At 44.8% G+C, this 20,920-nt stretch carries 23 protein-coding genes (1 of these 23 running past the window's edge); 20 read left to right on the top strand and 3 right to left on the bottom strand.

The features are described from left to right. The 13 genes from rsgA to IGI84_RS15675 all read left to right on the top strand — a co-directional run. Window positions 1-685 carry the 3' portion of a ribosome small subunit-dependent GTPase A gene (gene rsgA, locus IGI84_RS15735; RefSeq protein WP_086291441.1) on the top strand. 200 nt of this gene lie to the left of the window's left edge, so the window shows 685 of its 885 coding nt (coding positions 201-885); its start codon lies off the left edge, out of view; its stop codon occupies window positions 683-685. An 8-nt stretch (window positions 686-693) separates the two neighbouring features. Next, the gene (rpe, locus tag IGI84_RS15730; protein WP_005232947.1) at window positions 694-1,347 is read left to right on the top strand and encodes a ribulose-phosphate 3-epimerase; all 654 of its coding nucleotides are present in this window, start codon (window positions 694-696) and stop codon (window positions 1,345-1,347) included. After that, on the top strand, window positions 1,348-1,980 hold the full coding sequence (locus tag IGI84_RS15725) for a thiamine diphosphokinase (RefSeq protein ID WP_216691522.1): 633 nt from the start codon (window positions 1,348-1,350) through the stop codon (window positions 1,978-1,980). It abuts the gene before it with no gap. 142 nt (window positions 1,981-2,122) lie between these two features. Then, window positions 2,123-2,980, top strand: a complete 858-nt coding sequence (gene mreC / locus IGI84_RS15720) for a rod shape-determining protein MreC (protein WP_077454117.1) — start codon at window positions 2,123-2,125, stop codon at window positions 2,978-2,980. A gap of 2 nt (window positions 2,981-2,982) precedes the next feature. Further along, window positions 2,983-3,492, top strand: a complete 510-nt coding sequence (mreD, locus tag IGI84_RS15715) for a rod shape-determining protein MreD (protein WP_005230239.1) — start codon at window positions 2,983-2,985, stop codon at window positions 3,490-3,492. A 186-nt stretch (window positions 3,493-3,678) separates the two neighbouring features. Beyond that, window positions 3,679-5,025: an NlpC/P60 family protein gene (locus IGI84_RS15710; RefSeq protein ID WP_368256480.1), complete on the top strand. Its 1,347-nt coding sequence runs from the start codon at window positions 3,679-3,681 to the stop codon at window positions 5,023-5,025. A 69-nt stretch (window positions 5,026-5,094) separates the two neighbouring features. Then, the gene (locus IGI84_RS15705; RefSeq protein ID WP_368256482.1) at window positions 5,095-6,843 is read left to right on the top strand and encodes a PTS sugar transporter; all 1,749 of its coding nucleotides are present in this window, start codon (window positions 5,095-5,097) and stop codon (window positions 6,841-6,843) included. Continuing rightward, on the top strand, window positions 6,824-8,854 hold the full coding sequence (locus IGI84_RS15700) for a BglG family transcription antiterminator (protein WP_368256484.1): 2,031 nt from the start codon (window positions 6,824-6,826) through the stop codon (window positions 8,852-8,854). The genes IGI84_RS15705 and IGI84_RS15700 overlap by 20 nt, the downstream gene beginning before the upstream one ends. Before the next feature lie 12 nt (window positions 8,855-8,866). After that, entirely contained in the window at window positions 8,867-9,301 is a 435-nt protein-coding gene (locus IGI84_RS15695) for a PTS sugar transporter subunit IIA (RefSeq protein WP_005232954.1), read from the top strand. A 317-nt stretch (window positions 9,302-9,618) separates the two neighbouring features. Next, window positions 9,619-11,391 (top strand): PTS mannitol transporter subunit IICBA, encoded by a 1,773-nt coding sequence (locus tag IGI84_RS15690; RefSeq protein ID WP_144771831.1) that lies wholly within the window; start codon window positions 9,619-9,621, stop codon window positions 11,389-11,391. A 15-nt stretch (window positions 11,392-11,406) separates the two neighbouring features. Beyond that, the gene (locus tag IGI84_RS15685; RefSeq protein WP_005230254.1) at window positions 11,407-11,844 is read left to right on the top strand and encodes a PTS sugar transporter subunit IIA; all 438 of its coding nucleotides are present in this window, start codon (window positions 11,407-11,409) and stop codon (window positions 11,842-11,844) included. Window positions 11,845-11,866: 22 nt separating this feature from the next. After that, the gene (locus tag IGI84_RS15680) at window positions 11,867-13,015 is read left to right on the top strand and encodes a mannitol-1-phosphate 5-dehydrogenase (RefSeq protein WP_010748851.1); all 1,149 of its coding nucleotides are present in this window, start codon (window positions 11,867-11,869) and stop codon (window positions 13,013-13,015) included. Window positions 13,016-13,190: 175 nt separating this feature from the next. Continuing rightward, window positions 13,191-13,490 (top strand): hypothetical protein, encoded by a 300-nt coding sequence (locus IGI84_RS15675; protein WP_010748852.1) that lies wholly within the window; start codon window positions 13,191-13,193, stop codon window positions 13,488-13,490. A gap of 137 nt (window positions 13,491-13,627) precedes the next feature. Here the strand turns inward: IGI84_RS15675 and IGI84_RS15670 are convergent, their stop codons facing one another. Beyond that, window positions 13,628-14,140, bottom strand: coding sequence for a type 1 glutamine amidotransferase domain-containing protein (locus IGI84_RS15670; protein WP_142425192.1), 513 nt, complete (start codon window positions 14,138-14,140; stop codon window positions 13,628-13,630). A 124-nt stretch (window positions 14,141-14,264) separates the two neighbouring features. Between IGI84_RS15670 and IGI84_RS15665 the strand changes: the two genes are divergently transcribed. The 3 genes from IGI84_RS15665 to IGI84_RS15655 all read left to right on the top strand — a co-directional run bounded on the left by IGI84_RS15665 (window position 14,265) and on the right by IGI84_RS15655 (window position 16,196). Continuing rightward, window positions 14,265-14,816 carry a hypothetical protein gene (locus IGI84_RS15665; RefSeq protein WP_368256487.1) on the top strand — a complete coding sequence of 184 codons (552 nt, stop codon included), beginning with the start codon at window positions 14,265-14,267 and terminating at the stop codon, window positions 14,814-14,816. Between the two features lie 181 nt (window positions 14,817-14,997). Next, a complete protein-coding gene (locus IGI84_RS15660) occupies window positions 14,998-15,432 on the top strand; it encodes a hypothetical protein (protein WP_077454124.1) in 435 nt (144 codons plus the stop codon). An 8-nt stretch (window positions 15,433-15,440) separates the two neighbouring features. After that, window positions 15,441-16,196 carry a DUF6681 family protein gene (locus IGI84_RS15655; protein ID WP_086291449.1) on the top strand — a complete coding sequence of 252 codons (756 nt, stop codon included), beginning with the start codon at window positions 15,441-15,443 and terminating at the stop codon, window positions 16,194-16,196. 56 nt (window positions 16,197-16,252) lie between these two features. On the opposite strand, the gene IGI84_RS15650 is transcribed toward IGI84_RS15655, so the two are convergent. Then, window positions 16,253-16,660, bottom strand: a complete 408-nt coding sequence (locus IGI84_RS15650; RefSeq protein ID WP_077454126.1) for an Hsp20/alpha crystallin family protein — start codon at window positions 16,658-16,660, stop codon at window positions 16,253-16,255. A 174-nt stretch (window positions 16,661-16,834) separates the two neighbouring features. Between IGI84_RS15650 and ispE the strand changes: the two genes are divergently transcribed. Beyond that, the gene (gene ispE, locus IGI84_RS15645; protein ID WP_034878197.1) at window positions 16,835-17,686 is read left to right on the top strand and encodes a 4-(cytidine 5'-diphospho)-2-C-methyl-D-erythritol kinase; all 852 of its coding nucleotides are present in this window, start codon (window positions 16,835-16,837) and stop codon (window positions 17,684-17,686) included. Between the two features lie 177 nt (window positions 17,687-17,863). Here ispE and IGI84_RS15640 read toward each other — a convergent pair whose 3' ends face one another. After that, window positions 17,864-18,043, bottom strand: coding sequence for a hypothetical protein (locus tag IGI84_RS15640; RefSeq protein ID WP_077454128.1), 180 nt, complete (start codon window positions 18,041-18,043; stop codon window positions 17,864-17,866). 306 nt (window positions 18,044-18,349) lie between these two features. On the opposite strand from IGI84_RS15640, the gene IGI84_RS15635 reads away from it, so the two are divergent. The 3 genes from IGI84_RS15635 to IGI84_RS15625 are packed head-to-tail and all read left to right on the top strand — an operon-like array spanning window position 18,350 to window position 20,793. Further along, the gene (locus IGI84_RS15635) at window positions 18,350-19,297 is read left to right on the top strand and encodes a metal ABC transporter substrate-binding protein (protein ID WP_430600555.1); all 948 of its coding nucleotides are present in this window, start codon (window positions 18,350-18,352) and stop codon (window positions 19,295-19,297) included. Window positions 19,298-19,309: 12 nt separating this feature from the next. Further along, window positions 19,310-19,990, top strand: coding sequence for a metal ABC transporter ATP-binding protein (locus tag IGI84_RS15630; RefSeq protein WP_005232967.1), 681 nt, complete (start codon window positions 19,310-19,312; stop codon window positions 19,988-19,990). Further along, window positions 19,963-20,793 carry a metal ABC transporter permease gene (locus IGI84_RS15625; RefSeq protein WP_005230272.1) on the top strand — a complete coding sequence of 277 codons (831 nt, stop codon included), beginning with the start codon at window positions 19,963-19,965 and terminating at the stop codon, window positions 20,791-20,793. Before IGI84_RS15630 ends, IGI84_RS15625 begins: the two co-directional genes overlap by 28 nt. Window positions 20,794-20,920 lie beyond the last annotated feature (127 nt).

The raw sequence follows: 20,920 nt of genomic DNA, 5'->3' as shown, positions 1-20,920 counted from the left end.
ACCGCCAGTCGCAAATGTGGATCAAGGAGTGGTCGTGACAAGTCTAGTTGAGCCGAACTTCTCCTATAACCTATTGGATCGCTTTTTAGTGACCTTAGAGTATGAGGGGATCGAACCGATCATCTTTTTGACAAAAGCGGATCTTGTGAAAGATCTTGCCGCAATGAAAGCAATTGAGGAGACCTATCAAGCAATTGGCTACCACGTGATCACGTCAAAAGCAGAAGGCGAAGATCTATTGGAACTTCAACGGTACTTCCCTGAGCGGATTACCGTCTTTATGGGGCAATCCGGTGCTGGAAAGTCTACGCTATTGAATCGAATCGTCCCGGAATTGGCATTGGAAACAGGAGTGATCTCAGAATCTCTCGGACGGGGGAAACATACGACCCGTCATGTGGAGCTCTTGCCGATTTGTGATGGATTGGTTGCCGATACGCCTGGTTTTAGTTCAATCGATTTTCTGGAAATCGAAGCAGTAGAGTTACCAAAGCTCTTCCCTGATTTTTTAGCAGTAGCTGCCAACTGCCGTTTTAGGGAATGTATGCACCTCAATGAACCTGATTGTGCAGTCAAGCAGGGAGTTGCAGCAAATGAGATCGCCGAGACTCGTTATAAGAATTACGTGCAATTTTTAGAAGAGATTGAAAACCGACGTCCGGTTTATAAAAAGAAGAAAAAGTGAGGGAAAACATGATGAAACTAGCACCATCTATTTTAAGTGCCGATTTTGCAAATCTTCAAAGAGACATTGAGCTGGTAGAGCGCCATGGCGCAGATTACATTCACGTAGACGTGATGGACGGTCATTTCGTCCCTAATATCACCTTAGGCCCAAACATCGTTAAAGCGATTCGCCCAGTTACCAAACTGCCGTTGGATGTTCACCTAATGATCACCGAGCCAGAAAAGTATATCCATGCCTTCGCAGAAGCTGGAGCAGATATCATTGGTATCCACGCAGAAGCAACACCTCATATCCATCGTGCGATCCAAATGATTGTGGCAGAAAATGTCAAAGCAGAAATCGTCATCAACCCAGGCACACCAGTTTCAGCCATTGAACATGTTTTATCCATGTGTGATCAAGTGTTAGTTATGACGGTCAATCCAGGGTTTGGTGGGCAATCCTTTATTGAAGAATCACTGGAAAAAATTGCGGCGCTGGCTGCTTTAAAAGAAGAAAAAGGCTATCATTATGATATCGAGGTAGATGGCGGGATCGTTCCTGAGACAGCCAAACGTTGTCTGGAAGCAGGTGCAAATGTTTTCGTAGCAGGAAGCTATATTTACGATGCCGATGAACCTGCAGCACAAATCAGAGCCTTGAAAGAAGCTTTGCAATAAATGAAGATTTTGTTAGCAGCAGGTGGGCGCCCTGAAAATTGGCCACAGTTGATGGCGTATGATAAATACATTGGAATTGATCGCGGGGCCCTGTTTTTGCTTCAGCACCAACGGCCAGTCGATCTGGCAATCGGTGATTTCGACTCCCTGACCGTAGCAGAACTGCAAGCGGTCAAACAACAAGTTAGGACAGTGATTCAAGCCCCTGCTGAAAAAGATGATACAGATACCCAATTGGCATTGGTGGAGACGTTGCGCCGCTATCCAGAAGCGCAAATCGACTTGATTGGTGCAACAGGGGGACGTCTCGACCATCTTTTAGCCAATCTATGGCTGCCCTTAGAAGATCGGTTTCGTCCATTTGCCCCAAATCTGCGTTTTTTAGATCGTCAAAATGTTGTTCAGTTCTTTTTACCAGGCACCTATCAACTGGAAAAAGAACTCGGAATGCAGTATTTGGCGTATTGCTGTTTGACGCCGGTAACAGATTTGACGTTAACAGGTAGCAAGTATTTATTAGAAAACGTCCAAGTACCGTACCCAACTTCATATGCCAGCAATGAATTTCTGACACAAACAGCAGGTTTTTCCTTTAGCAGCGGGATGATAGCAGTCATTCAAAGTTGTGATTAAGAGACGGAACGTCTCTTTTTTTTGTTGAAAATTTCAGAAACTTAATTACAAAAAAAACATTAAGACGGTCAACTTAGCTTTTGTTTGCAGGGTATTAATGGTAAAATTGGAACTACAGTTTGGAATTATTTGAGGTGTCTTTGTGAAAAAGTTTAATCCTAATAAAAATATTATCATCACATTGATTATTGTGATTTTAGTTGTCACGGTATTAAGCGTGACGATCGCCCGCCGAGCAGCGGGAAACTCCACCAATGCCGTGCAATCTACGGTCAATGACTCCGTTGGCTTTATCGATAAAGTGATTACCGCTCCTTTTCGTTGGATCGAAAATGGTGCCAATTCAGTCAAAAATTTATTTGTGACCTATGAAGAAAATGAACGTTTAAAAGAGAAGTTGGACAGTTTTGAGGAACTGGAACAAGCGAAGGACAATGCGCAAAGAGAAATCGATGCCTTGAAAGAAGAGCTAGAGCTGAACGCAACCTTGACGAATTATGAACGGATCTCCGCCAATGTCATCAATCGGTCACCGGATACTTGGCAAGATATGCTGATCGTGGACCGAGGCTCAAGAGATGGCGTTGAGGTCAACATGGCAGTCATGTCACAAAAAGGCTTGATTGGTCGTGTCATTGAGGTCAATGCAGCTTCTTCTAAAATTGAACTTTTGACTTCTGAAAACCAGAATTCCAACCACTATCCGGTTCGGATCAGTGGCGAAGATGGGTCAAACTTTGGGATCCTAAGTAGTTACGATCAAAAAGAACGTTCCTTAGTCATTACCCAATTGACGGGGGACAATGAGCTGAAGGAAGGCGATGTCGTGCAGACCTCTGGATTAGGAGGGAACTCGCCCGCCGATTTAGCGATCGGAACAGTGATCCGTACCACCAAAGATGAGTTTGGTCTTGATACCCAAGTATTTGTAAAACCGTATGCCCAAATGTATGATATTCAAGCAGTAACGATTATCAAACGCTTGGCAGGTGAGGAATAGCCATGAAAAAGCATGACTACATCAAATACCTGGCAGCGGGCGTCTTCTTTTTGATGATGTTGGCAGATGGACAACTGACGCGTTTTTTGGAAAAATGGACCCAAGACAATTATATCGCCAGTGCCCATCTTTTGCTGATCGCCCTTTTGTGTGGCGCAAAGTATTTGCCGAAAAACTTTTTGATTACCACGGCGCTGGTGATCGGCTGTCTCTATGACGTGTATTATGTCGGTGTGATCGGCATCTACACGGTGGCGTTTCCCTTGATCGTGTGGATCATGTACATTTTGAAAAATACGCTTTATCAAAATGTATTTACCATGTTTTTCGGAATGATCATCTTTGTTACCAGCTTAGAAGTTGTGACGTTGGGCGTCCAGTTGCTATTTAAGATCGCATCAGTTAGCACGTCATTCTTTGTTTCCCGCTTTTTAGCACCAACGCTTTTATTGAACATCATTTTGTTTATCCTTTTAGTCGTTCCATTCATGAAGCTATTCAAAGACGAATAGCTTCATTTTTTTTTGCGTTTGACGGTATAAAAATAACAGCGATTGAAATGTTTTTGTAATATTCCTTTTATCTCTCTGACATACGGCTGTGTTACAATCACACTATCGTGAAGGACTTTAGGTATTCTTAAGCATTTATACATAAAAAAACCATATTAGGGGAAGCAACAGCCGGAGGAATGAAGAGTGAAAAAGCGAATTTTATCTTTCTTGTTAGTAAGTTCAATTGTTCTTACTTCTGCAGCAGCACCGACACTTGTCTTTGCATCAGATTTTGACAATAAAATTGAAGAAAAAAATCAAGAAATCTCTGACTTGCAAAACCAGCAAGCAAGCATCCAGTCACAAGTAGCAGCACTTGAAAGCGACGTGGCTGCAATCAATGAAAAAGCCCAAGCTTTGTTGCAACAACAAGGGGATTTGCGTGCGGATTCTGAAAAGTTGAAGCAAGAAATTGTCGATTTGAAAGTCAGAATCGAAAAGCGTGAAGAAGCGATCCAAAAACAAGCCCGTGACGTTCAAGTCAACGGTCAAAGCACAAACTTTATTGATGCAGTATTAGAAGCTGACTCTTTAACCGATGCCATTGGTCGTGTGCAAGCAATGACAACGATCGTCAATGCTAACAAAGATCTTGTGGATCAACAAAAAGCAGACCAAGAAGCAGTTGAAGCGAAAAAAGCGGAAAACGACGATAAATTGGCAGAAATCGCAGCGAACCAATTTGAATTAGAAACACAATTAGGGGATCTACAAGCCAAACAAGCTGATTTAAATGTTTTGCAAGCGGAATTGGCTGTTCAACAAGCATCGAAAGAAGATGAAAAAGCTGATTTAGAAAAACAAAAAGAAGAATACGAAGCAGAACAAGCACGCATCGCTGCAGAAGAAGCGGCGGCAGCAGCAGCTCGTGAACAAGCAGCACAAGAAGCGGCAGCAGCTGAAGCAGCTACTCAGGAAGCAGCATCAAGTGAGTCTTCAACGTCGAATTCAACGACATCAAACTCAACAACAAATTCTAGTACGACGACTGATACTACGCAAGGCAGTTCATCACAAGGTGGCGGTTCAACAAATACGACACCATCGACGCCTGCCAACAATAACAATAGCAATAACAACCAAGGATCGAACAATAGCGGCAATGGTGCAAGCAATACTCCTGCACCCGCACAAACGGTCAACGGTTCAGCAATCGTAGCAGAAGCAATGAAATACATTGGTACCCCTTATGTTTGGGGTGGTACGACACCAGATGGCTTTGACTGTTCTGGCTTTACACAATATGTATTTGCTAAAGTTGGCATCTCATTACCACGGGTAACTTACGCACAAGAATTTTCCGGTACGGTGATTTCGATCAACGAAGCAAAAGCTGGCGACCTGTTATTCTGGGGTAGCCGTGGAAGCACGCATCACGTGGCGATCGCTATGGGTAACGGACAATACATTCATGCACCAACACCTGGTCAAAGTGTTTCTGTCAGCAGTTACTCTTATTACTCACCAGATTTCGCGGTACGCGTAAACTAAATCAATTGAAGCTATTTCAAAAGCTGGCGTTTTACGTCAGCTTTTTTTGATTTCTGTTTAAAAAAACGTATGCTTTTTTTGTTTTCAGTCTTGCCAGAACATCTTATAATAGAAAAGAGAAAGGAAGCGGATAAAATGAACAAGACCTCGTCTTCCAGAGAAAAAATGATAACGGTTAAGTTTTATACGAATTATCTTTCTCGCATGATGATGCCGAATCTAAGTATTTTTATTGCGTGGATGCTGATTTCATTCCTGCTGCCTTTTTTTTCAGTCGATCAACAAGTGATCCAGCAAATGGAACAAGGGGTCTTGACTGTGTTGCTGCCCCTCATGATTGCTTATACAGGTGGGCAAATGTTGGCACCTGAGCGAGGTGGGGTCGTAGGAGCAGTGGCGGTCTTAGGGGCTATTCTCGCAACGGATATTCCCCAAGTCTTTGGGGCGATGCTACTGGGACCACTGGCAGGCTGGCTGTTGTATCGCAGTGATTCGTTCGTTAGTAAGGTCAAAAGTGGCTATGAGATGCTGGTGCGCAATTTTATTGCAGGTGCGCTTGGCGGACTCCTTTTTTTAGGTAGTTATTTCCTATTGGCGCCGCTTTTTAATTGGTTCAGTCTCGGCAGCTATCAGCTCGTGGATTATTTCGTTCGGCAAAATGTCTTGCCCTTTATTCATATCATTGTAGAACCATTGAAAGTTTTGTTTTTTAATAATATTGTCAATCATGGACTATTTACGCCGCTAGGAATCGAAGCTGCGGCAGTCAACGGTCAGTCGGTTTTATTTTTGATCGAGGCCAACCCCGGTCCGGGATTAGGGGTCTTAGCGGCGTATCTTTTCTTTGGTTCAAAGCGAAACCGAACGAATGCCGCAGCATCCATTTTTGTGCAGGCCATTGGCGGGATTCATGAAGTGTATTTCCCGTTTGTTCTGCTCGATCCTTGGGTGTTGCTCGGTCCGATCGTTGGTGGTTTCAGCGGTACACTGATCTTCCAATTTTTAGGAGTAGGCTTGAGAGCACCGGCGTCCCCGGGCTCGATTTTGGCGATATTACTCAATACACCGGCTTCTATGATCCTGGGTGTCTTAGCTGGGATTGTCGTCAGTACGGTCGTATCGTTTGCAATTGCTAGTGTGCTATTAAAACGGAAGACCAATACAGAAAATGAGGAGCGTAAGATGCCGAAAATGAAGAAAGTGACGGAGATCGTCGTGGCCTGTGACGCAGGGATGGGGTCCAGTGCAATCGGCGCCAGCATACTAAAGAAAGAGTTAGAAGAAGCCCAGCTAACGTTTCCTGTCCGCTATCAGTCGATTTATCGTGTGACGGATGATCCCGCGCTTTTGGTGATCACCCAACGGGAATTAGCAGCTATTGCCCAAAAGCAGACACCTCACGCACAGCATTATGTGTTAGATAATTTTTTGGCGGCAGATGAGTATACCCCGCTGATCCAAGAATTACAAAGAAGAGAACAGGATCCGCAACAATCGCTACAAATCGAAGCAGCAAGTTCGCTAGGGTTTTCAACGATCATCTTTTTGTATACTGGAAAAAAACGCGGTTCACAAACGATGGCAGTGGAGATACTAAGAAAAATGGCCCGCCAACAAGCGCTTCCTTTGACCATCAAAAAAATGGCATATGAAGGACAAGCTCTTGATCCTACGGCAATCTATATCCTCCCGAAAGAACTTGCAGAAAAGTGCCCGATCCCAGATGTTCCTTTACTGGTGGTGGATGATTTATTGACGACAGATGCGTATCGTCAGTTACTGACAGAAGGAGTCGACTATGTTTTTGACCAATCGTGAAACACTTTTATTAACGGAATTGATGAATAGTACCGGTCCGGTTTCTTTAGATCGCATGATGCAAGTCTTAAAAGTCAGTAAACGAACGGTGTACCGTGAACTGGCTAATCTAGAAAAATCCCTGGAAACAGTAGGAGCTACCTTAGAGAAGGTCGGTCGTGGTCATTTCCAAATTTTTGCATCAGAAACGAGCATTCGCCAATTACAAGAAGCCATTATGGCAGATACCGATCAAGAATTCGCGGCTAGTGAGCGGCAACACCGTATTTTGTTGCAACTGACTACCGCCACGAAGCCTGTATCCAGTCATTTTTTCTTGGAGCGTTACCAAATCAGCAATACGACGTTTTTTTCAGATATCAAACAACTAGAAGAAAGTCTCGCACGGCTGCCGTTAAGGATCGTGCGCAATCAAGGGTATGAGATCGAAGGCTCCGAAAAGTACCGGCGGTTGCTCACAGCCAATACACTAGTGATGGAGATCAATGAATACCAATTTTTCCATTTACTGGAAACCGATGATGAAGCCCCGTTTATTTTTCAATTTCTGTCCCGTGACCATCTATTGCTAGCCCAGCGGCTGATTCGAGAAACCATCGAGCCGCAGTTCAAAGAACTTAGTGACCGCAAATTGGCGTTTATCGTCTTGATGCTGGCGCTAGCCATGGATCGGGTAGCTTTGGGCTACACGGTGGAAGAAGAGACGTACCCGAGTCAGATCAACAAAGACTTGCTGAAGGTGGCGAAAAAGATTTTTGCTCAGATCGCCGAAAAGACCAAACTGCTTTATTCCATCAACGAAATCGTCTTTTTTGCCGTGTTACTAGGTGATTTTGCCAATTCCTTTGACCGTGATTTTTTTGATGACCATTTTGATACCGACTTGGCTTATCGTGTAAAACGCTTGATCGAATTGGTCAGTGAGCAAACGGAAGTGGCGTTTTATGAAGATACGAACTTGTATAAAATGCTGCTGACCCATATCTCAGGTGTGATGACGCGGGCGATTTTAGAAGAAGATCATTTGAACAACCCTATCCTAGAAAAAATCATGAACCAGTATGTCGAGATCGCCAGCGGGATTCGCAATCATTTGCCGCAAGTCTTTCCGCAGCAGCAGTTCTCGGAAGAAGAAATCGCCTATATGGTCCTGCATTTTGCCAATTCGTTGGAAAAAAATCCGAAAGTGTTAGAAGTCAATATTGCAGGGATCTCTCCTAGCGGATTAGCCTCCATCAGTTTATTAGAGATGCAGCTGCGGAAACATTTTCCCTTTATCAATCAAATCACCTTCTTTCGAGTGGGGGATGTCAAACGGGAAAATATCGAGGAGACCTATGACTTGGTGATCTCGACTTCCTTGCTGCCAGGGTATCAAGGAGAATACAAACTCGTTTCACCGATCTTGCTAGAAGAAGACATTCAAGAGTTGAAGAAGGCCTTCCAAGCCATTAGTCAGAAAAAACGTTCCGCCAAAAAAGCGCCCTCTGCTTTGGTCAAAGAGGAATCCTATGAAGCGGTCTTGGCTTTTATCGAAGCTATTAACCAGCTATTGGCGCTGTTTCAAGTGCAGACCATTGATAACCCATCGGACTTGGAAGAAACGTTGCAGCTGGTGCTGACGTCTTTTGATGCACATGTTGTTTTGGATCGTGAGAAAGTTGTTGATCGTCTCTTAAGGCGCTACTTCCAAGCGCCAGTGGGCATTCCTGACACCCACTTTGCCTTGTTTCACGCGGCGAGTTCGGCGATCCTGCAACCTGTTTTTCGTATTTTCGATTTGAAACAGCCACTGCCACTTCTAGCGATGGATAAAAAAGAAATCGCTGTTACCCGTTTATTAGTCATGCTGGCGCCGTATCCTATCAATGAAACAAGCTCTCAGATGTTAGGAAAAATCAGTGGTTCGATCATTATGAATGATCTAAATACGGAGATTTTTAATTCCGGCAATGATTCGATTATTTATCAGTTGCTCTCTTCGCTCTTGATTGAAGAAGTAAAACAATAGGAGGGATCAGCGATGTATATTCCACAGGAGCGGATTTTGTTGGATCAACACTTTACCGATGCCACAGAGGCTCTGACAAAAATTGGCGAGTACTTAGTCAACCAGGAGATCGTTTCCTTGCCCTATGTCAAAAGCCTTTTGCGGCGCCATCAAAAAACAGGTGTTTACATCGGTAACTTTGTGGCATTGCCCCATGCGGAAGAAGAAGCCCAGCAATGGATCAAGGAAGAAGGACTCTTTTTGATCCAAGTGCCTGATGGCGTCGACTTCGGCACGAAGGAGCAGCCCAAAATCGCTACGATCCTTTTCGTAGTCGTCCTAAAAGAGCAGCAATTAGCTGTTTTGCAAGAAATCGCCTTTTTTTGTTCTGATATGCAAAATGTTCGGGCGCTTAGTGATGCCGAATCGGTTGAAGAGATCCAACAGATTTTGCTGGCAGAAGAATAAGCGATCAGCAGCAGACTGGCTTGCAACAAGAGCAGCGAACGAAATACATGAATGAGCTGCCTCCGTGTGCTCGCTCTTTCTACCTTGAGTAGAAGGAGCGGGTACACGTTTTTTTTTTTGCGTTTTGGCAAAAAACAAATAGAAATGCTTCACGTGAAACATAACAAAAAGCCAGTGAGTGTAGGGCTACTCGCCTTTTTTTGTGATGTCCGTTTGGCTACAAGTTTTGGCACAGTTTTTTGTGCCAAAGTACGACTTTCGAGCTTTTTGGGAAGCGCCTACAATAAGGGTGTAAGCAGACGAGAGGAGAGAAAAAAATGGAACAGACACAAAAAGCAGCCAAATCATCAGTCAAAGCAAAAGTTCAAAAATTAGGCAGTACGTTGTCGAGTATGGTGATGCCGAATATCGGCGCATTGATTGCATGGGGTGTATTAACGGCATTATTTATTCCAGATGGGTATTTACCAAATGAAGCCTTTGCAACGATGGTCGGTCCAATGCTAACGTATTTGATCCCAATCTTGATCGGGTACACTGGCGGGAAAGTGATTGCTGGTGACCGCGGAGCCGTGGTTGGGGCGATCGCAACGATGGGGGTCATCGTCGGAACGGATATCCCAATGCTATTGGGTGCAATGATCATGGGTCCTTTAGGCGGTTGGGTCATCAAGAAATTTGACGAGATCTTCCAAGACAAAGTTCGCGCTGGCTTTGAAATGTTGGTCAACAACTTTTCATCAGGTTTGATCGGTTTTGCTTTAGCATTACTGGGCTTTGTAGCAATCGGGCCAGTTGTTAACACCTTGACAGAAGCAATGGCAGCAGGGGTAGAAGTGATCGTCAATGCCCACTTGATTCCATTAGCCAATATTTTTATTGAACCAGCAAAAATCTTATTCTTAAACAATGCCATCAACCATGGAATTTTGACACCACTAGGCACTGAGCAAGTCAGCGAATTTGGGAAATCGATCCTTTACTTATTAGAAGCCAATCCTGGACCTGGTTTAGGAGTCTTGCTAGCCTTCACTTTCTTCGGAAAAGGAGCAGCGAAATCTTCGGCACCTGGAGCGATCATCATTCACTTTATCGGTGGGATCCATGAGATCTACTTCCCATACGTCATGATGAAACCATTGATGTTCTTAGCAGTGATTGCCGGCGGTGTATCAGGAAGCTTTACCTTCCAATTGCTAGGTGCAGGCTTACGGGCACCTGCTTCACCAGGTTCGATCATTGCGATCTTAGCAATGACGCCATTCAACTCGGTGATGAGTGTCGTTTCTGTCTTAGCCGGAATTGCCGTAGGAGCAGGCGTGTCCTTTATCGTCGCTGCCGCAATTTTGAAAGCGGATGCGAAGGATACAGTGGATAATTTTGAAGAAAAAGTACAACAAACGCAAGCAGCAAAACTCAGCGCTAAAGGCTTGGCGGCTCAACCAATGACTGGCATCAATCGTATCATCTTCGCATGTGATGCAGGCATGGGCTCCAGTGCTATGGGGGCATCGATCTTACGTAAAAAAGTCAAAGAAGCGGGTCTTCCACAAAATGTCTCGAATTCCGCCATCAACAATTTGACGGACGATGCCAATACGCTGATCGTCACTCAAGAAGAATTGCAAGAACGTGCCAAACAAAAAGCGCCAAATGCGACCTTCGTCGCGGTTGAAAATTTCCTGAACTCTCCACGGTATGATGAAATCGTAGCCACATTGTCAGGGACTAAGACAGCGGGGGAGTCAGCAAAAACGTCTGAAGCAGGCAACCAGGCAGATGTTCCTTCCGCCAATGACCTTAAGCAAGTCAGTGAAATCATTTTGGCCCACGATGATCGCAAAGGTTCGGCAACGATGGCTCAGAAAGTCTTCCAAGATCTTTTAGCCAAAGAAGCTCTGACGATGCCGATCAGAAAAAGCCATATCAATGATCTCCATGCCAACGCCTCTTCATTGGTGATCACGAAAGAAGCCTTAACGCCGCAAGCGCAAACGTCAGCGCCAGAAGCGATCCACCTATCTGTCAATAATTTGATGGGAACGACGAACTATCAACGGATCGTAGCATCGATCAAAGCAGCAAATTAAGAAAGGATGAGCCGAATGCAAGTATTAGAAAAAGACATGATTGAATTGAACAAACAATTTGCGACCAAAGAAGAAGCCATTCGTTACTGCGGCGAAAAACTGCTGGCGGCAGGCTGCGTGGAAAAAGAATACGTCGAAGCCATGCTTGAGCGTGACGAGATGCTCTCAGTCTATATGGGGAACTTTATTGCGATTCCTCACGGTACGGATGAAGCAAAAAAATACGTCAAAAAATCAGGTATCTGTATCGTGCAAGTGCCGGATGGCGTGAATTTCGGTACCGCGGACGAAGAAAAAATCGTCACCGTCCTTTTCGGCATCGCGGGCAAAGGAGAAGATCATCTGCAATTGGTCCAACAAATCGCCCTCTTTTGCAGCGATATCGATAACGTTGTCGAATTGGCGGATGCCTTAGATAAAGAAGAAATCGCCCAAAGTTTGACCGTGGCATAAGGATTTAAGGAGGAGACAAGACATGAAGGCAGTTCACTTTGGTGCAGGTAATATTGGTCGCGGCTTTATCGGCGAGATATTGGCTGCCAACAACTTTGAAATCACATTTATTGATGTCAATGAAACGATCATTGACGCCTTAAAAGCAAGACAAGGGTATACCATCGAATTAGCCGATGAGACCCAAGAACAGATCCACATCGAGCATGTGACAGGATTGAACAATGCCAAAGAACCAGAAGCGGTGATCCAAGCGATCGCCGAGGCAGACATCCTTACGACCGCCATTGGTCCCAACATTTTGCCGCATATCGCTGAGCTGATCGCCAAAGGCTTAGAGGCACGTCAGCAACACCCAGACAAGCCAGCTATTGATGTGATCGCCTGTGAGAATATGATCGGCGGATCGACCTTTTTAAAAAGCGAAGTGCAAAAATACGTTGCGGATTGGTCAGCATTGGAAGCGACGGTTGGTTTTCCAGATGCAGCGGTGGACCGCATCGTACCGCTGCAACACCATGAAGATCCCTTATTCGTTCAAGTAGAACCCTTCTGCGAATGGGTGATCCAAGAGTCAGGGATGAAATCCTCGATCCATCTGCAAGGGGTCCATTATGTGGCGGACCTGGAACCGTATATTGAACGGAAATTATTCAGTGTCAATACGGGTCATGCTACGGTAGCGTACACAGGCGCCCTCCAAGGCTATCAGACGATCGATGAAGCGATGCAGGACCATTTAGTGGTTATCCAATTAAAATCCGTTCTCGAAGAAACTGGGCGGCTTTTAATTGAGAAGTGGGCTTTTGATCCTGAAGAACATGAACGGTATATCGAAAAAATCATCCAACGCTTTAAAAACAAACACATTTCCGATGCCATCACACGGGTGGCACGGACACCTGTCCGCAAATTAGGAACCGAAGAACGCTTTATTCGACCAGTCCTTGAGTTAGAAAAACGCAACATGCAGCCAGATCATCTCTATGAAACGATCGGCATGATCTTCAACTACAAAGACCCTGAAGATGAGCAAAGCCAACAGTTACAAGCACTTTTGGATGAAAAATCACTACCGGAAGTTATTGCAGAAATCACTGGCTTACAAGATGAAGACATGATTGAAACGATCCGACAAAACATTGAAAAATATGCGTATGTTGCCGCATAAAAACGAGTAACACACAGAAGAAGCAGATAAATTGCCGCATCCGTAAAAGCTAGCCCAACAAGCGAGCTTTTGCGGATGCGTTAATTTCTTTCAACGCTTGTTCTGTGTTTTTTTGCTCACTGATTGACCTTTGCTGCTAACTTGACGATAATAAGAAAAGAAATGAGGGAGAGCGATGGAACGATGGTTTGAAGAAGCCCAGCTTCAAGTAATTGAGTTGCCAATCGAATGGCAGGAAAACCGCCCCGTCTATCGGGCCTTTATCCGTGAATTGCCGACGATCCAGGGGGAAGGAACTTCACGGCAAGCTGTTTATCGGCAGTTGGCAGAAGCCTATGCGGCTTACCTTGCACAACTTCGAGAGGCCAATGAGACACAGGAAGAAATGACGTCTTCCTTATTATCGACGGAAGAATTATTGCGCTACTATGATGGCGAGACTTTCGATGGTTTTGAGCTGCCCTCTGACGAGTAACGGGGAAAGAGCCATTCACTGAAAACTGAAAAGCTACGCAAGAAAAAACCGCTCAGCTGCAGCTCGATCGATACGAAGGATCGAACGCTGCAACTGGCGGCTTTTTTTCTATCAAAGAAACCACGTCTTATTCGCGGTTAGTTCAATGCCTCAGTAATCGCTTGATTGAAGGCATCTAGGTCATCTGGGTTCCGACTGGTGATCAACCGATAAGTTTCGTCGATCACGACGGGCTCATCTTTGACGGTGGCCCCTGCGTAGGCTAAATCTGGTCGCACAGAATCATAAGCCGTCAAGGTCAAATCTTTCGTCAGTCCTGTTTGGATAAACAGTTGTGGCCCGTGGCAAATGGCAAAGACGGGACGATCAGATGTCAAAAAGTCTTTCGTCAATGACACATAGCGCTCATCGGTTCGTAATTGGTCAGGGGAGAAACCGCCTGGGATCAACAAAGCATCAAAACTGGCGGGATCGATCGTATCGATGGCCGCATCGACGGGAAATGTTCCACCTTGTTTGCCTTCGACGGTCTCGGCGCCTTCATTACTAATAACGACTACTTCGTGTCCAGCCGCTTCCAGTGCTTCTTTGGGTGACGTCAACTCAACATCTTCAACTAGATCAGTGACAATAACAGCAACTTTACTCATTCGATCTCCTCCTTATTACTTGATGAACAATTTGTTCACCTGCTATTATTTATGCTAACGAAGATTTTCGCTGTTGACAAATCATCTGTTTGTCCGCAGCTTGAAAAAGAAAGAAGGCAACGTCATGGCAACGATCCAACTATTTATCTCTGATACCCCCCTTTGCTTTGAAAAAGCGGAATTCACTTTTATGGAAGAAACATTTGTCATCGAGAAACAGCAATTATTTGAAAAAGTTGATGCGGTGATGCATCAGGAAGTATCCTCGGCCTTGGTTTCATTGGTAGAAAAAGCCCTTTTGACGCTAGAAGCGATCGGGGAAGAAGAGGATTATTTCGACCTGCTTTATTTGACCTATGAGAATACCCGCCATTCCCTCAGCGGACAGCAATTACTCGCGCAGCCTTTTCCAGATGTAGAAGCAGCCTTGCAGCCAGTCTTTGATGAGTTGGCAGAACCGATCGTAGAAAAGTTTTATGAGGAGCTGACCAATCAGCTAGAAGAAGTCGCTGATGATGAACTGTTTAGTTCTTATTATCTGGATGAGGAAGAAGCGGTGATCCAAATCGATGCCCCGATCCAACATGAAGAAGTGATCGCATTGCCCGCCCTTTTACGGGATTACCATGGCACGTTGCACCTGACCTTTGAAAAGTTTTATGAATACCTTGTGTAGCGGCGGCAACTGTCGTCGTTATTTTTTGTGAAAACAGTTACATGTTTAGTTTTTTTTAAATCCTGCGACAGAAGCCTCGGGAATCTTGACCCTTTTGTCAGAAACGATTATAAAGGTAAGAAGAGGCTGAAGGAACCGAGACTGCCAATGGGCAGAATCGGGTAAGAAAAGGATGAGAATCATGCGAAAAGTCCCGCCTATTTTAAAACCAATTGCACTTTTAACGATATCAACGATCATTGCCACTGCTACCGGCGTGGTGAATTCAGGCAGTTATCGCCAACCAAGTCGTGCGACGGAAACGACAGAAACGACCGAACAAGCACCAAGTGAAAGCACACCGTCTTCGATAACGGAGGACAGTCAAAATCAAACACCTGCTAGCACGGACTCACAACCGACGAACGATGACCAGCAGACAACACCGTCATCCAGCAGTGAAGTAGTAACACCAGAAACGACCCCGTCTTCTTCGGTGCCGACAGAAACGACACCATCAAGCGATGAGAGTGTTTCACCGACGACACCGGAAAACAATCAAGAAACGCCTTCTTCAAGTGAAGAAACCACGCCAGATCAGCAAGTGATCATGGATGAGAATCAAGGAAATGAGTAGGTGAGAAAATGACGCTTATTTTAGATTTAATCAACGGCATCCACAAATTTTTGGGCTATCTTGACATCAGTCCCAAATACTTGAATCGCGCCTATACCATCCTCAGTATCATTCCAACGGCGTATATTTTGCGGATCGTCTATGGAATGTTTGCGAACCAAAACTATTTTCAAGCGATCCTTTATACGATCGGCTTTTTGGTCTTAGTCTATTTCTGGGTACTGAATATCTTCTATTATTTCTTGAATAAAAACCTGAAGTTCGATGTCACTCAGACCTTTGTCAAAGTCTTGCCGGATGAAGTCTTCAATATTGAAGGGGAAACTATCAGCACCACCGACATTGATCGTTTGACGACTGAAAAAGCGGTGATCGATTTTGAAGAAGACTATCAGCTAGTATTGGCGAATCATTTGCAGACCTTGATCGCTCAAGAAGAATTGGCGATCAAACCGTCATCCAATGGCTTTACGATCCCGAAAAATACTTTGTACCCTTACTATTTTGTCAAACAGCAAGGGAAAAACGAGTACGTATTGCAGATCGGGACCAGCTACACGGAGATGACGAAAGTCGGCACGATTCAATGGACCGGCAAGCAACCTCTAGAGCCAGTGGGCTTATTTATCACTGGCGGTGATTTTGTCAAAAACGATGTCAAATACCATGAACCGTACAGTTTGAAATTGTACGTCAAAAAAGAGGTCTCCGAAGAAGAACCACAGACCTCAAGACAGGCATATCGACGACAAGCACGCAAATAAGAAAAGGCAGTTCCCCCAGAGCGTTCTCTGAAGGGACTGCCTTTTTGGTATCTCGGTTATTCGATCGGAATATTTTTTGCGGGTGCGTCTTTGTAGCTAGCTTTCGGTAAGGTCAGGGTCAAAACGCCGTCTTCAAACACTGCTTTAATGGACTCTTCATCAATGTCTGTGATGGTGAAGGTCCGTTGATAGGCACTGCTAGAGCGTTCTTTGCGCAAATAATGTCCGAAATCATCCTCGGTTTCAGTGGTCTCTGTTTGAGCCGCTGAAATCGTCAAGGTATTGTTGACGTAACTGACGCGGATGTTTTCTTTCTTGATGCCGGGTAAATCTGCTTGAACGAGATACTTGTCTTCGTACTCTTTAATGTCCGTGTTCATTTGCCGTTCTTGCCAAAAACTGTTCATTAATTTGCCTAATAGTTCTTCGCCGCCTGCTAAATCTCTTGGAATCAAATTTGCCATGTGGTTCCCCCGCTTTCTTTTATCTATTGAGTTGGTACCTCTATTTTACGAGGAACCAAGCCAAAGGGCAACCAAAATGGCAACAATCACAAAAACAAGAGAAATCACTCAACTATCTTATAAGAATCTGCTATGATAGAACTAAATAACTATCAGATGATTGGATGAATGAAGATGGAGATTATTGAAAAAGCGCCAGCTAAGATCAACCTCGGTCTCGATGTGTTAGAGAAAAGAACAGACGGTTACCATGAGTTGGAAATGGTGATGTCTAGTGTTGATCTAGCCGACCGTCTGATAATGGAAGAGATAGCAGAAGATAAGATCATTGTAGAAACCAACAAAGCTTTTTTACCAATCGATAAACGCAATAATGTCTATCAGGCCGCCAGTATTTTAAAAAAACGCTATGGTATCAAAAAAGGCATCCGCATTCGCATCACCAAGAATATCCCGGTGGCAGCTGGGTTAGGTGGTGGCAGTACGGATTGTGCGGCAGCGTTGCGGGGGATGGTTCGCCTTTGGGACTTGGATCTTTCCATGGCAGAGCTGATCGATATTGGTATGGAAGTTGGTACTGATGTTCCCTATTGTCTGTATGGGACCACTGCTCATATTGCAGGAAAGGGGGAGCTAGTGACGCCGCTGCGGCCGATGCCGCAATGTTGGGTCATCTTAGTCAAACCTCGTCTGAGTGTTTCAACGGGGAAAATCTTTCAAGAAGTCGAGCTAGACCAACTGCACCATCCAGATATCGCAGCATTGTCTGCCGCCGTCTTAGCCGAAGACTACTCGGCTATGATCGCTGCCATGGGCAATAGCCTAGAAGCCATCACGATCCCAAAATATCCGATCGTCCAACAGATCAAAGATCGCATGATGAAATATGGTGCCGATGTTGCCTTGATGACCGGCAGCGGACCGACTGTTTTTGCTCTTTGTCAAAAATATTCACGGGCACAGCGGGTCTACAATGCCTTAAAAGGGTTCTGTGACGAGGTTTATCTTGTACGTACATTGAAATGAAGGAGTCAAGGACACAGGCAGGAAGTGCCTGTGTTTTTTCGTTCCTTCGATAAAAATCAGTCATATAGCGAAGAAAAAGGCAGCTGAGGTAGGGAGGAAGCATCTAGAAGCTGCCCTACACAAAAGTCCCCGACGAAAAAAAGGCGTCGGGGTCTGATTCTTTACCTAAAGCAAAGGCTATTCTTTTTGGTGCTGCTTCTTTGCGGATTTTTTCTTTTTGTCTTCTTCATACAATGGTTTGTCGATCGTTTTGCGGATTTCTTCGGTTTGCTGCGATGCAGGATCTTCTGGTAAATCAACTCGATTCAGCAATTCGCTGTTGTTTACAGTTGGCGGCACAGTTACAAATTCGTTCATCTTCGTTTCCTCCAAGTGCTTTTAGCTTATTATCCTACATACTCTCTAATTTTTCAAGCTGACACAAAGGAATCGCATGGCCAACAGTGTAAAATAAGACGATGTTCCCGAGAGAAGAATCCGCTTCAAATGAACGTTTTCTCCTATGTTTTCCGATTTATCTCGAAATAAAAGTTTTAAATCGTAAAACGTACGATTTGTCTTGACGAACCGGAAATCATTTGATAGAGTAACTTTTGCTAACAAAACGGAGTTGTTCCGTTTTAAAATAAAAAGATGAGCCAGCAAATGGAAGGGGAAGTCCCGATGAAAAAAATCTTACTTACTACAGCACTCCTTTTAGGGGGCGTGCTTCTTGGCGCTTGCGGGCAGCAAGAAGCGACAAGTCAATCGAGTGACACCGAGAAGCTGTCGATCGTCACGACGTTTTATCCAATGTACGAATTTACGAAAGAAGTCGTAGGCGATGCAGCAGAGGTCTCCTTGTTGATCCCTGCAGGAACCGAACCTCACGACTATGAGCCAAGTGCCAAAGATATGACCAAAATTATGGATGCAGATGCCTTTGTCTACAATAGTCCTGAGCTAGAAACTTGGGTCGCTAGTTTGACGGATTCCGTCGATCCTGAGCAAACAGCCGTGATCGAAGCGGCCAAAAACATTCAGTTGGTGGAAGGCACAGAGGAAGAGCATGGTCACGAGGATGAAGACAGCCATGAAGGCCATGATCATACGTATGACCCTCATGTTTGGACCGATCCAGTCTTAGCGATCCAAGAAGTAGAAACGATCCGCGATGACCTGATTGCGAAGTTTCCTGAGCAAAAGGCAACCTTCACGGAAAATGCGGCTGCCTATATCGAAAAACTTTCTGCTTTAGATGAAGCCTACCAAGCGGCGTTAAAGGATGCGACTCAGCGGACCTTCGTTACGCAGCACGCAGCCTTTTGCTATTTGGCACGGCAGTATAATTTAGTCGAAGAATCGATTTCGGGCATTTCACCCGATCAAGAACCAACGCCAAGTCGGTTGGCTGAACTGAAAGAATATGTAGAAGAAAAGCAAGTCAAAGTTATCTATTTTGAAGAAAACGCGTCATCGAAGGTGGCTGAGACCTTAGCCTCTGAAACAGGAGTGGAGCTGGCGGTCTTGAATCCATTAGAAAGCTTGACGCAAGCGCAGATGGATAACGGCGAAACATACCTGTCTGTAATGGAAGACAATTTGGCAGCATTACAAAAAAGTATTCACTAAGGAGGCGCCTGCGTGCGTTATATCGATGTAAAAGATTTGACCTTTTATTATGATGATGAGCCCGTCTTGGAAGATATTTCCTACTTTGTCGAAGACGGCGAATTCGTGATTTTGACCGGCGAAAATGGGGCGGCAAAATCTACTTTGATCAAAGCAACCCTTGGTTTGTTGAAACCTTCTAAAGGAGCAGTCACCTTGGCGACCAAGAATGCCGCTGGTGAAAAATTAAGCATCGGCTACATTCCTCAGCAGATTGCTTCCTTTAATGTGGGATTTCCCAGCACCGTTTTGGAATTGGTCCAATCAGGCCGCTACCCAAGAGACCGCTGGTTCAAGCGACTGACGAAACGAGACCATGAACATGTCCGCCGTGCATTAGATGCCGTCGGGATGTGGGACGTGCGTCATAAACGGATCGGTGAGTTGTCCGGTGGCCAAAAACAACGGATCAGCTTGGCACGGGTCTTTGCCACGGATCCTGATTTATTTATTTTAGATGAACCAACCACGGGGATGGATGAACAATCCCGCAATCTGTTTTATGAACTGCTGCGACACAATGCTCATGACCACGGCAAGTCGATTTTGATGATCACCCATGATCACGAAGATATCAAAGAATATGCGGACCGTCAGATCCGTTTAGTGCGGAAGGAGGATTCACCATGGCGCTGCTTTCATATGAATTCATGAGAAGAGCTTTTCTTGCGGCGATTTTTATTGCTGGTATCGCACCAATGCTAGGGGTCTTTCTGGTGATTCGACGACAGTCATTGATGGCTGATACGCTGTCCCATGTCTCTTTAGCAGGGGTGGCACTAGGCTTCTTTCTAAATCTAAATCCCAGTTTGACGACGCTATTGATCGTAGTCATTGCCGCAATCATTTTGGAATACTTGCGAACACTGTACCGCAGTTATTCAGAGATCTCGATCGCCATTTTGATGTCCGGCGGTTTAGCGTTAGCCCTCGTACTGATGAACCTTAGCGGTGGAAACTCCGCAACGAGTATCCAATCGTATTTGTTTGGGTCGATCGTTACGATCACACAAGAACAAGTCTGGATCTTAGGCTTTTTGTTTTTAGTCGTTTTTGCTTTATTTTTCTTATTCAAACGGCCCATGTACATCTTGACCTTTGATGAAGATACCGCCCATGTCGATGGCTTGCCTGTGCGAGTGATGTCGATGCTCTTTAATGTCTTGACGGGGGTGGCAATCGCCATGATGATCCCGATTGCGGGTGCATTGTTGATCTCTGCGATCATGGTTTTACCAGCTGCCATCAGTATGCGTTTAGGCAAGAGCTTCAACGCGGTGATTTTGATCAGTGTCGTGATCGGCATGATTGGGATGATGTCTGGTTTGACCAGTTCCTTTTATTTGGACACACCACCGGGAGCGACGATCACGCTGGTTTTTATCGCTCTTTTCTTAGTGATCAATTTGATCAAACGCATCGTGATCCTCGTGCAACGAAAACAGCGCCTCAAATAAAGGGCTTTATGAAAAAGAAACGAAGAATTTTCGTTTCTTTTTTTTAAACTCTAATCAAAACCGAACAATATAAGCAATATTTCAGATAATGCTCGCATTTATCCCGAAAAAGCCTTATAATAAGGCG

It is taken from the genome of Enterococcus sp. DIV0008, from assembly GCF_050542615.1.
Lineage (GTDB): Bacteria > Bacillota > Bacilli > Lactobacillales > Enterococcaceae > Enterococcus_D > Enterococcus_D innesii.
This window is presented reverse-complemented; position numbering and strand designations above follow the sequence as displayed.

Bases quoted from the DNA above. Each gene is read 5' to 3' on its own strand.
- rpe (WP_005232947.1), top strand. From the start codon at position 694: ATGATGAAACTAGCACCATCTATTTTAAGTGCCGATTTTGCAAATCTT.
- IGI84_RS15725 (WP_216691522.1), top strand. From the start codon at position 1,348: ATGAAGATTTTGTTAGCAGCAGGTGGGCGCCCTGAAAATTGGCCACAG.
- mreD (WP_005230239.1), top strand. From the start codon at position 2,983: ATGAAAAAGCATGACTACATCAAATACCTGGCAGCGGGCGTCTTCTTT.
- IGI84_RS15705 (WP_368256482.1), top strand. From the start codon at position 5,095: ATGCTTTTTTTGTTTTCAGTCTTGCCAGAACATCTTATAATAGAAAAG.
- IGI84_RS15700 (WP_368256484.1), top strand. From the start codon at position 6,824: ATGTTTTTGACCAATCGTGAAACACTTTTATTAACGGAATTGATGAAT.
- IGI84_RS15695 (WP_005232954.1), top strand. From the start codon at position 8,867: ATGTATATTCCACAGGAGCGGATTTTGTTGGATCAACACTTTACCGAT.
- IGI84_RS15690 (WP_144771831.1), top strand. From the start codon at position 9,619: ATGGAACAGACACAAAAAGCAGCCAAATCATCAGTCAAAGCAAAAGTT.
- IGI84_RS15685 (WP_005230254.1), top strand. From the start codon at position 11,407: ATGCAAGTATTAGAAAAAGACATGATTGAATTGAACAAACAATTTGCG.
- IGI84_RS15680 (WP_010748851.1), top strand. From the start codon at position 11,867: ATGAAGGCAGTTCACTTTGGTGCAGGTAATATTGGTCGCGGCTTTATC.
- IGI84_RS15675 (WP_010748852.1), top strand. From the start codon at position 13,191: ATGGAACGATGGTTTGAAGAAGCCCAGCTTCAAGTAATTGAGTTGCCA.
- IGI84_RS15670 (WP_142425192.1), bottom strand. From the start codon at position 14,140: ATGAGTAAAGTTGCTGTTATTGTCACTGATCTAGTTGAAGATGTTGAG.
- IGI84_RS15665 (WP_368256487.1), top strand. From the start codon at position 14,265: ATGGCAACGATCCAACTATTTATCTCTGATACCCCCCTTTGCTTTGAA.
- IGI84_RS15660 (WP_077454124.1), top strand. From the start codon at position 14,998: ATGCGAAAAGTCCCGCCTATTTTAAAACCAATTGCACTTTTAACGATA.
- IGI84_RS15655 (WP_086291449.1), top strand. From the start codon at position 15,441: ATGACGCTTATTTTAGATTTAATCAACGGCATCCACAAATTTTTGGGC.
- IGI84_RS15650 (WP_077454126.1), bottom strand. From the start codon at position 16,660: ATGGCAAATTTGATTCCAAGAGATTTAGCAGGCGGCGAAGAACTATTA.
- ispE (WP_034878197.1), top strand. From the start codon at position 16,835: ATGGAGATTATTGAAAAAGCGCCAGCTAAGATCAACCTCGGTCTCGAT.
- IGI84_RS15640 (WP_077454128.1), bottom strand. From the start codon at position 18,043: ATGAACGAATTTGTAACTGTGCCGCCAACTGTAAACAACAGCGAATTG.
- IGI84_RS15635 (WP_430600555.1), top strand. From the start codon at position 18,350: ATGAAAAAAATCTTACTTACTACAGCACTCCTTTTAGGGGGCGTGCTT.
- IGI84_RS15625 (WP_005230272.1), top strand. From the start codon at position 19,963: ATGGCGCTGCTTTCATATGAATTCATGAGAAGAGCTTTTCTTGCGGCG.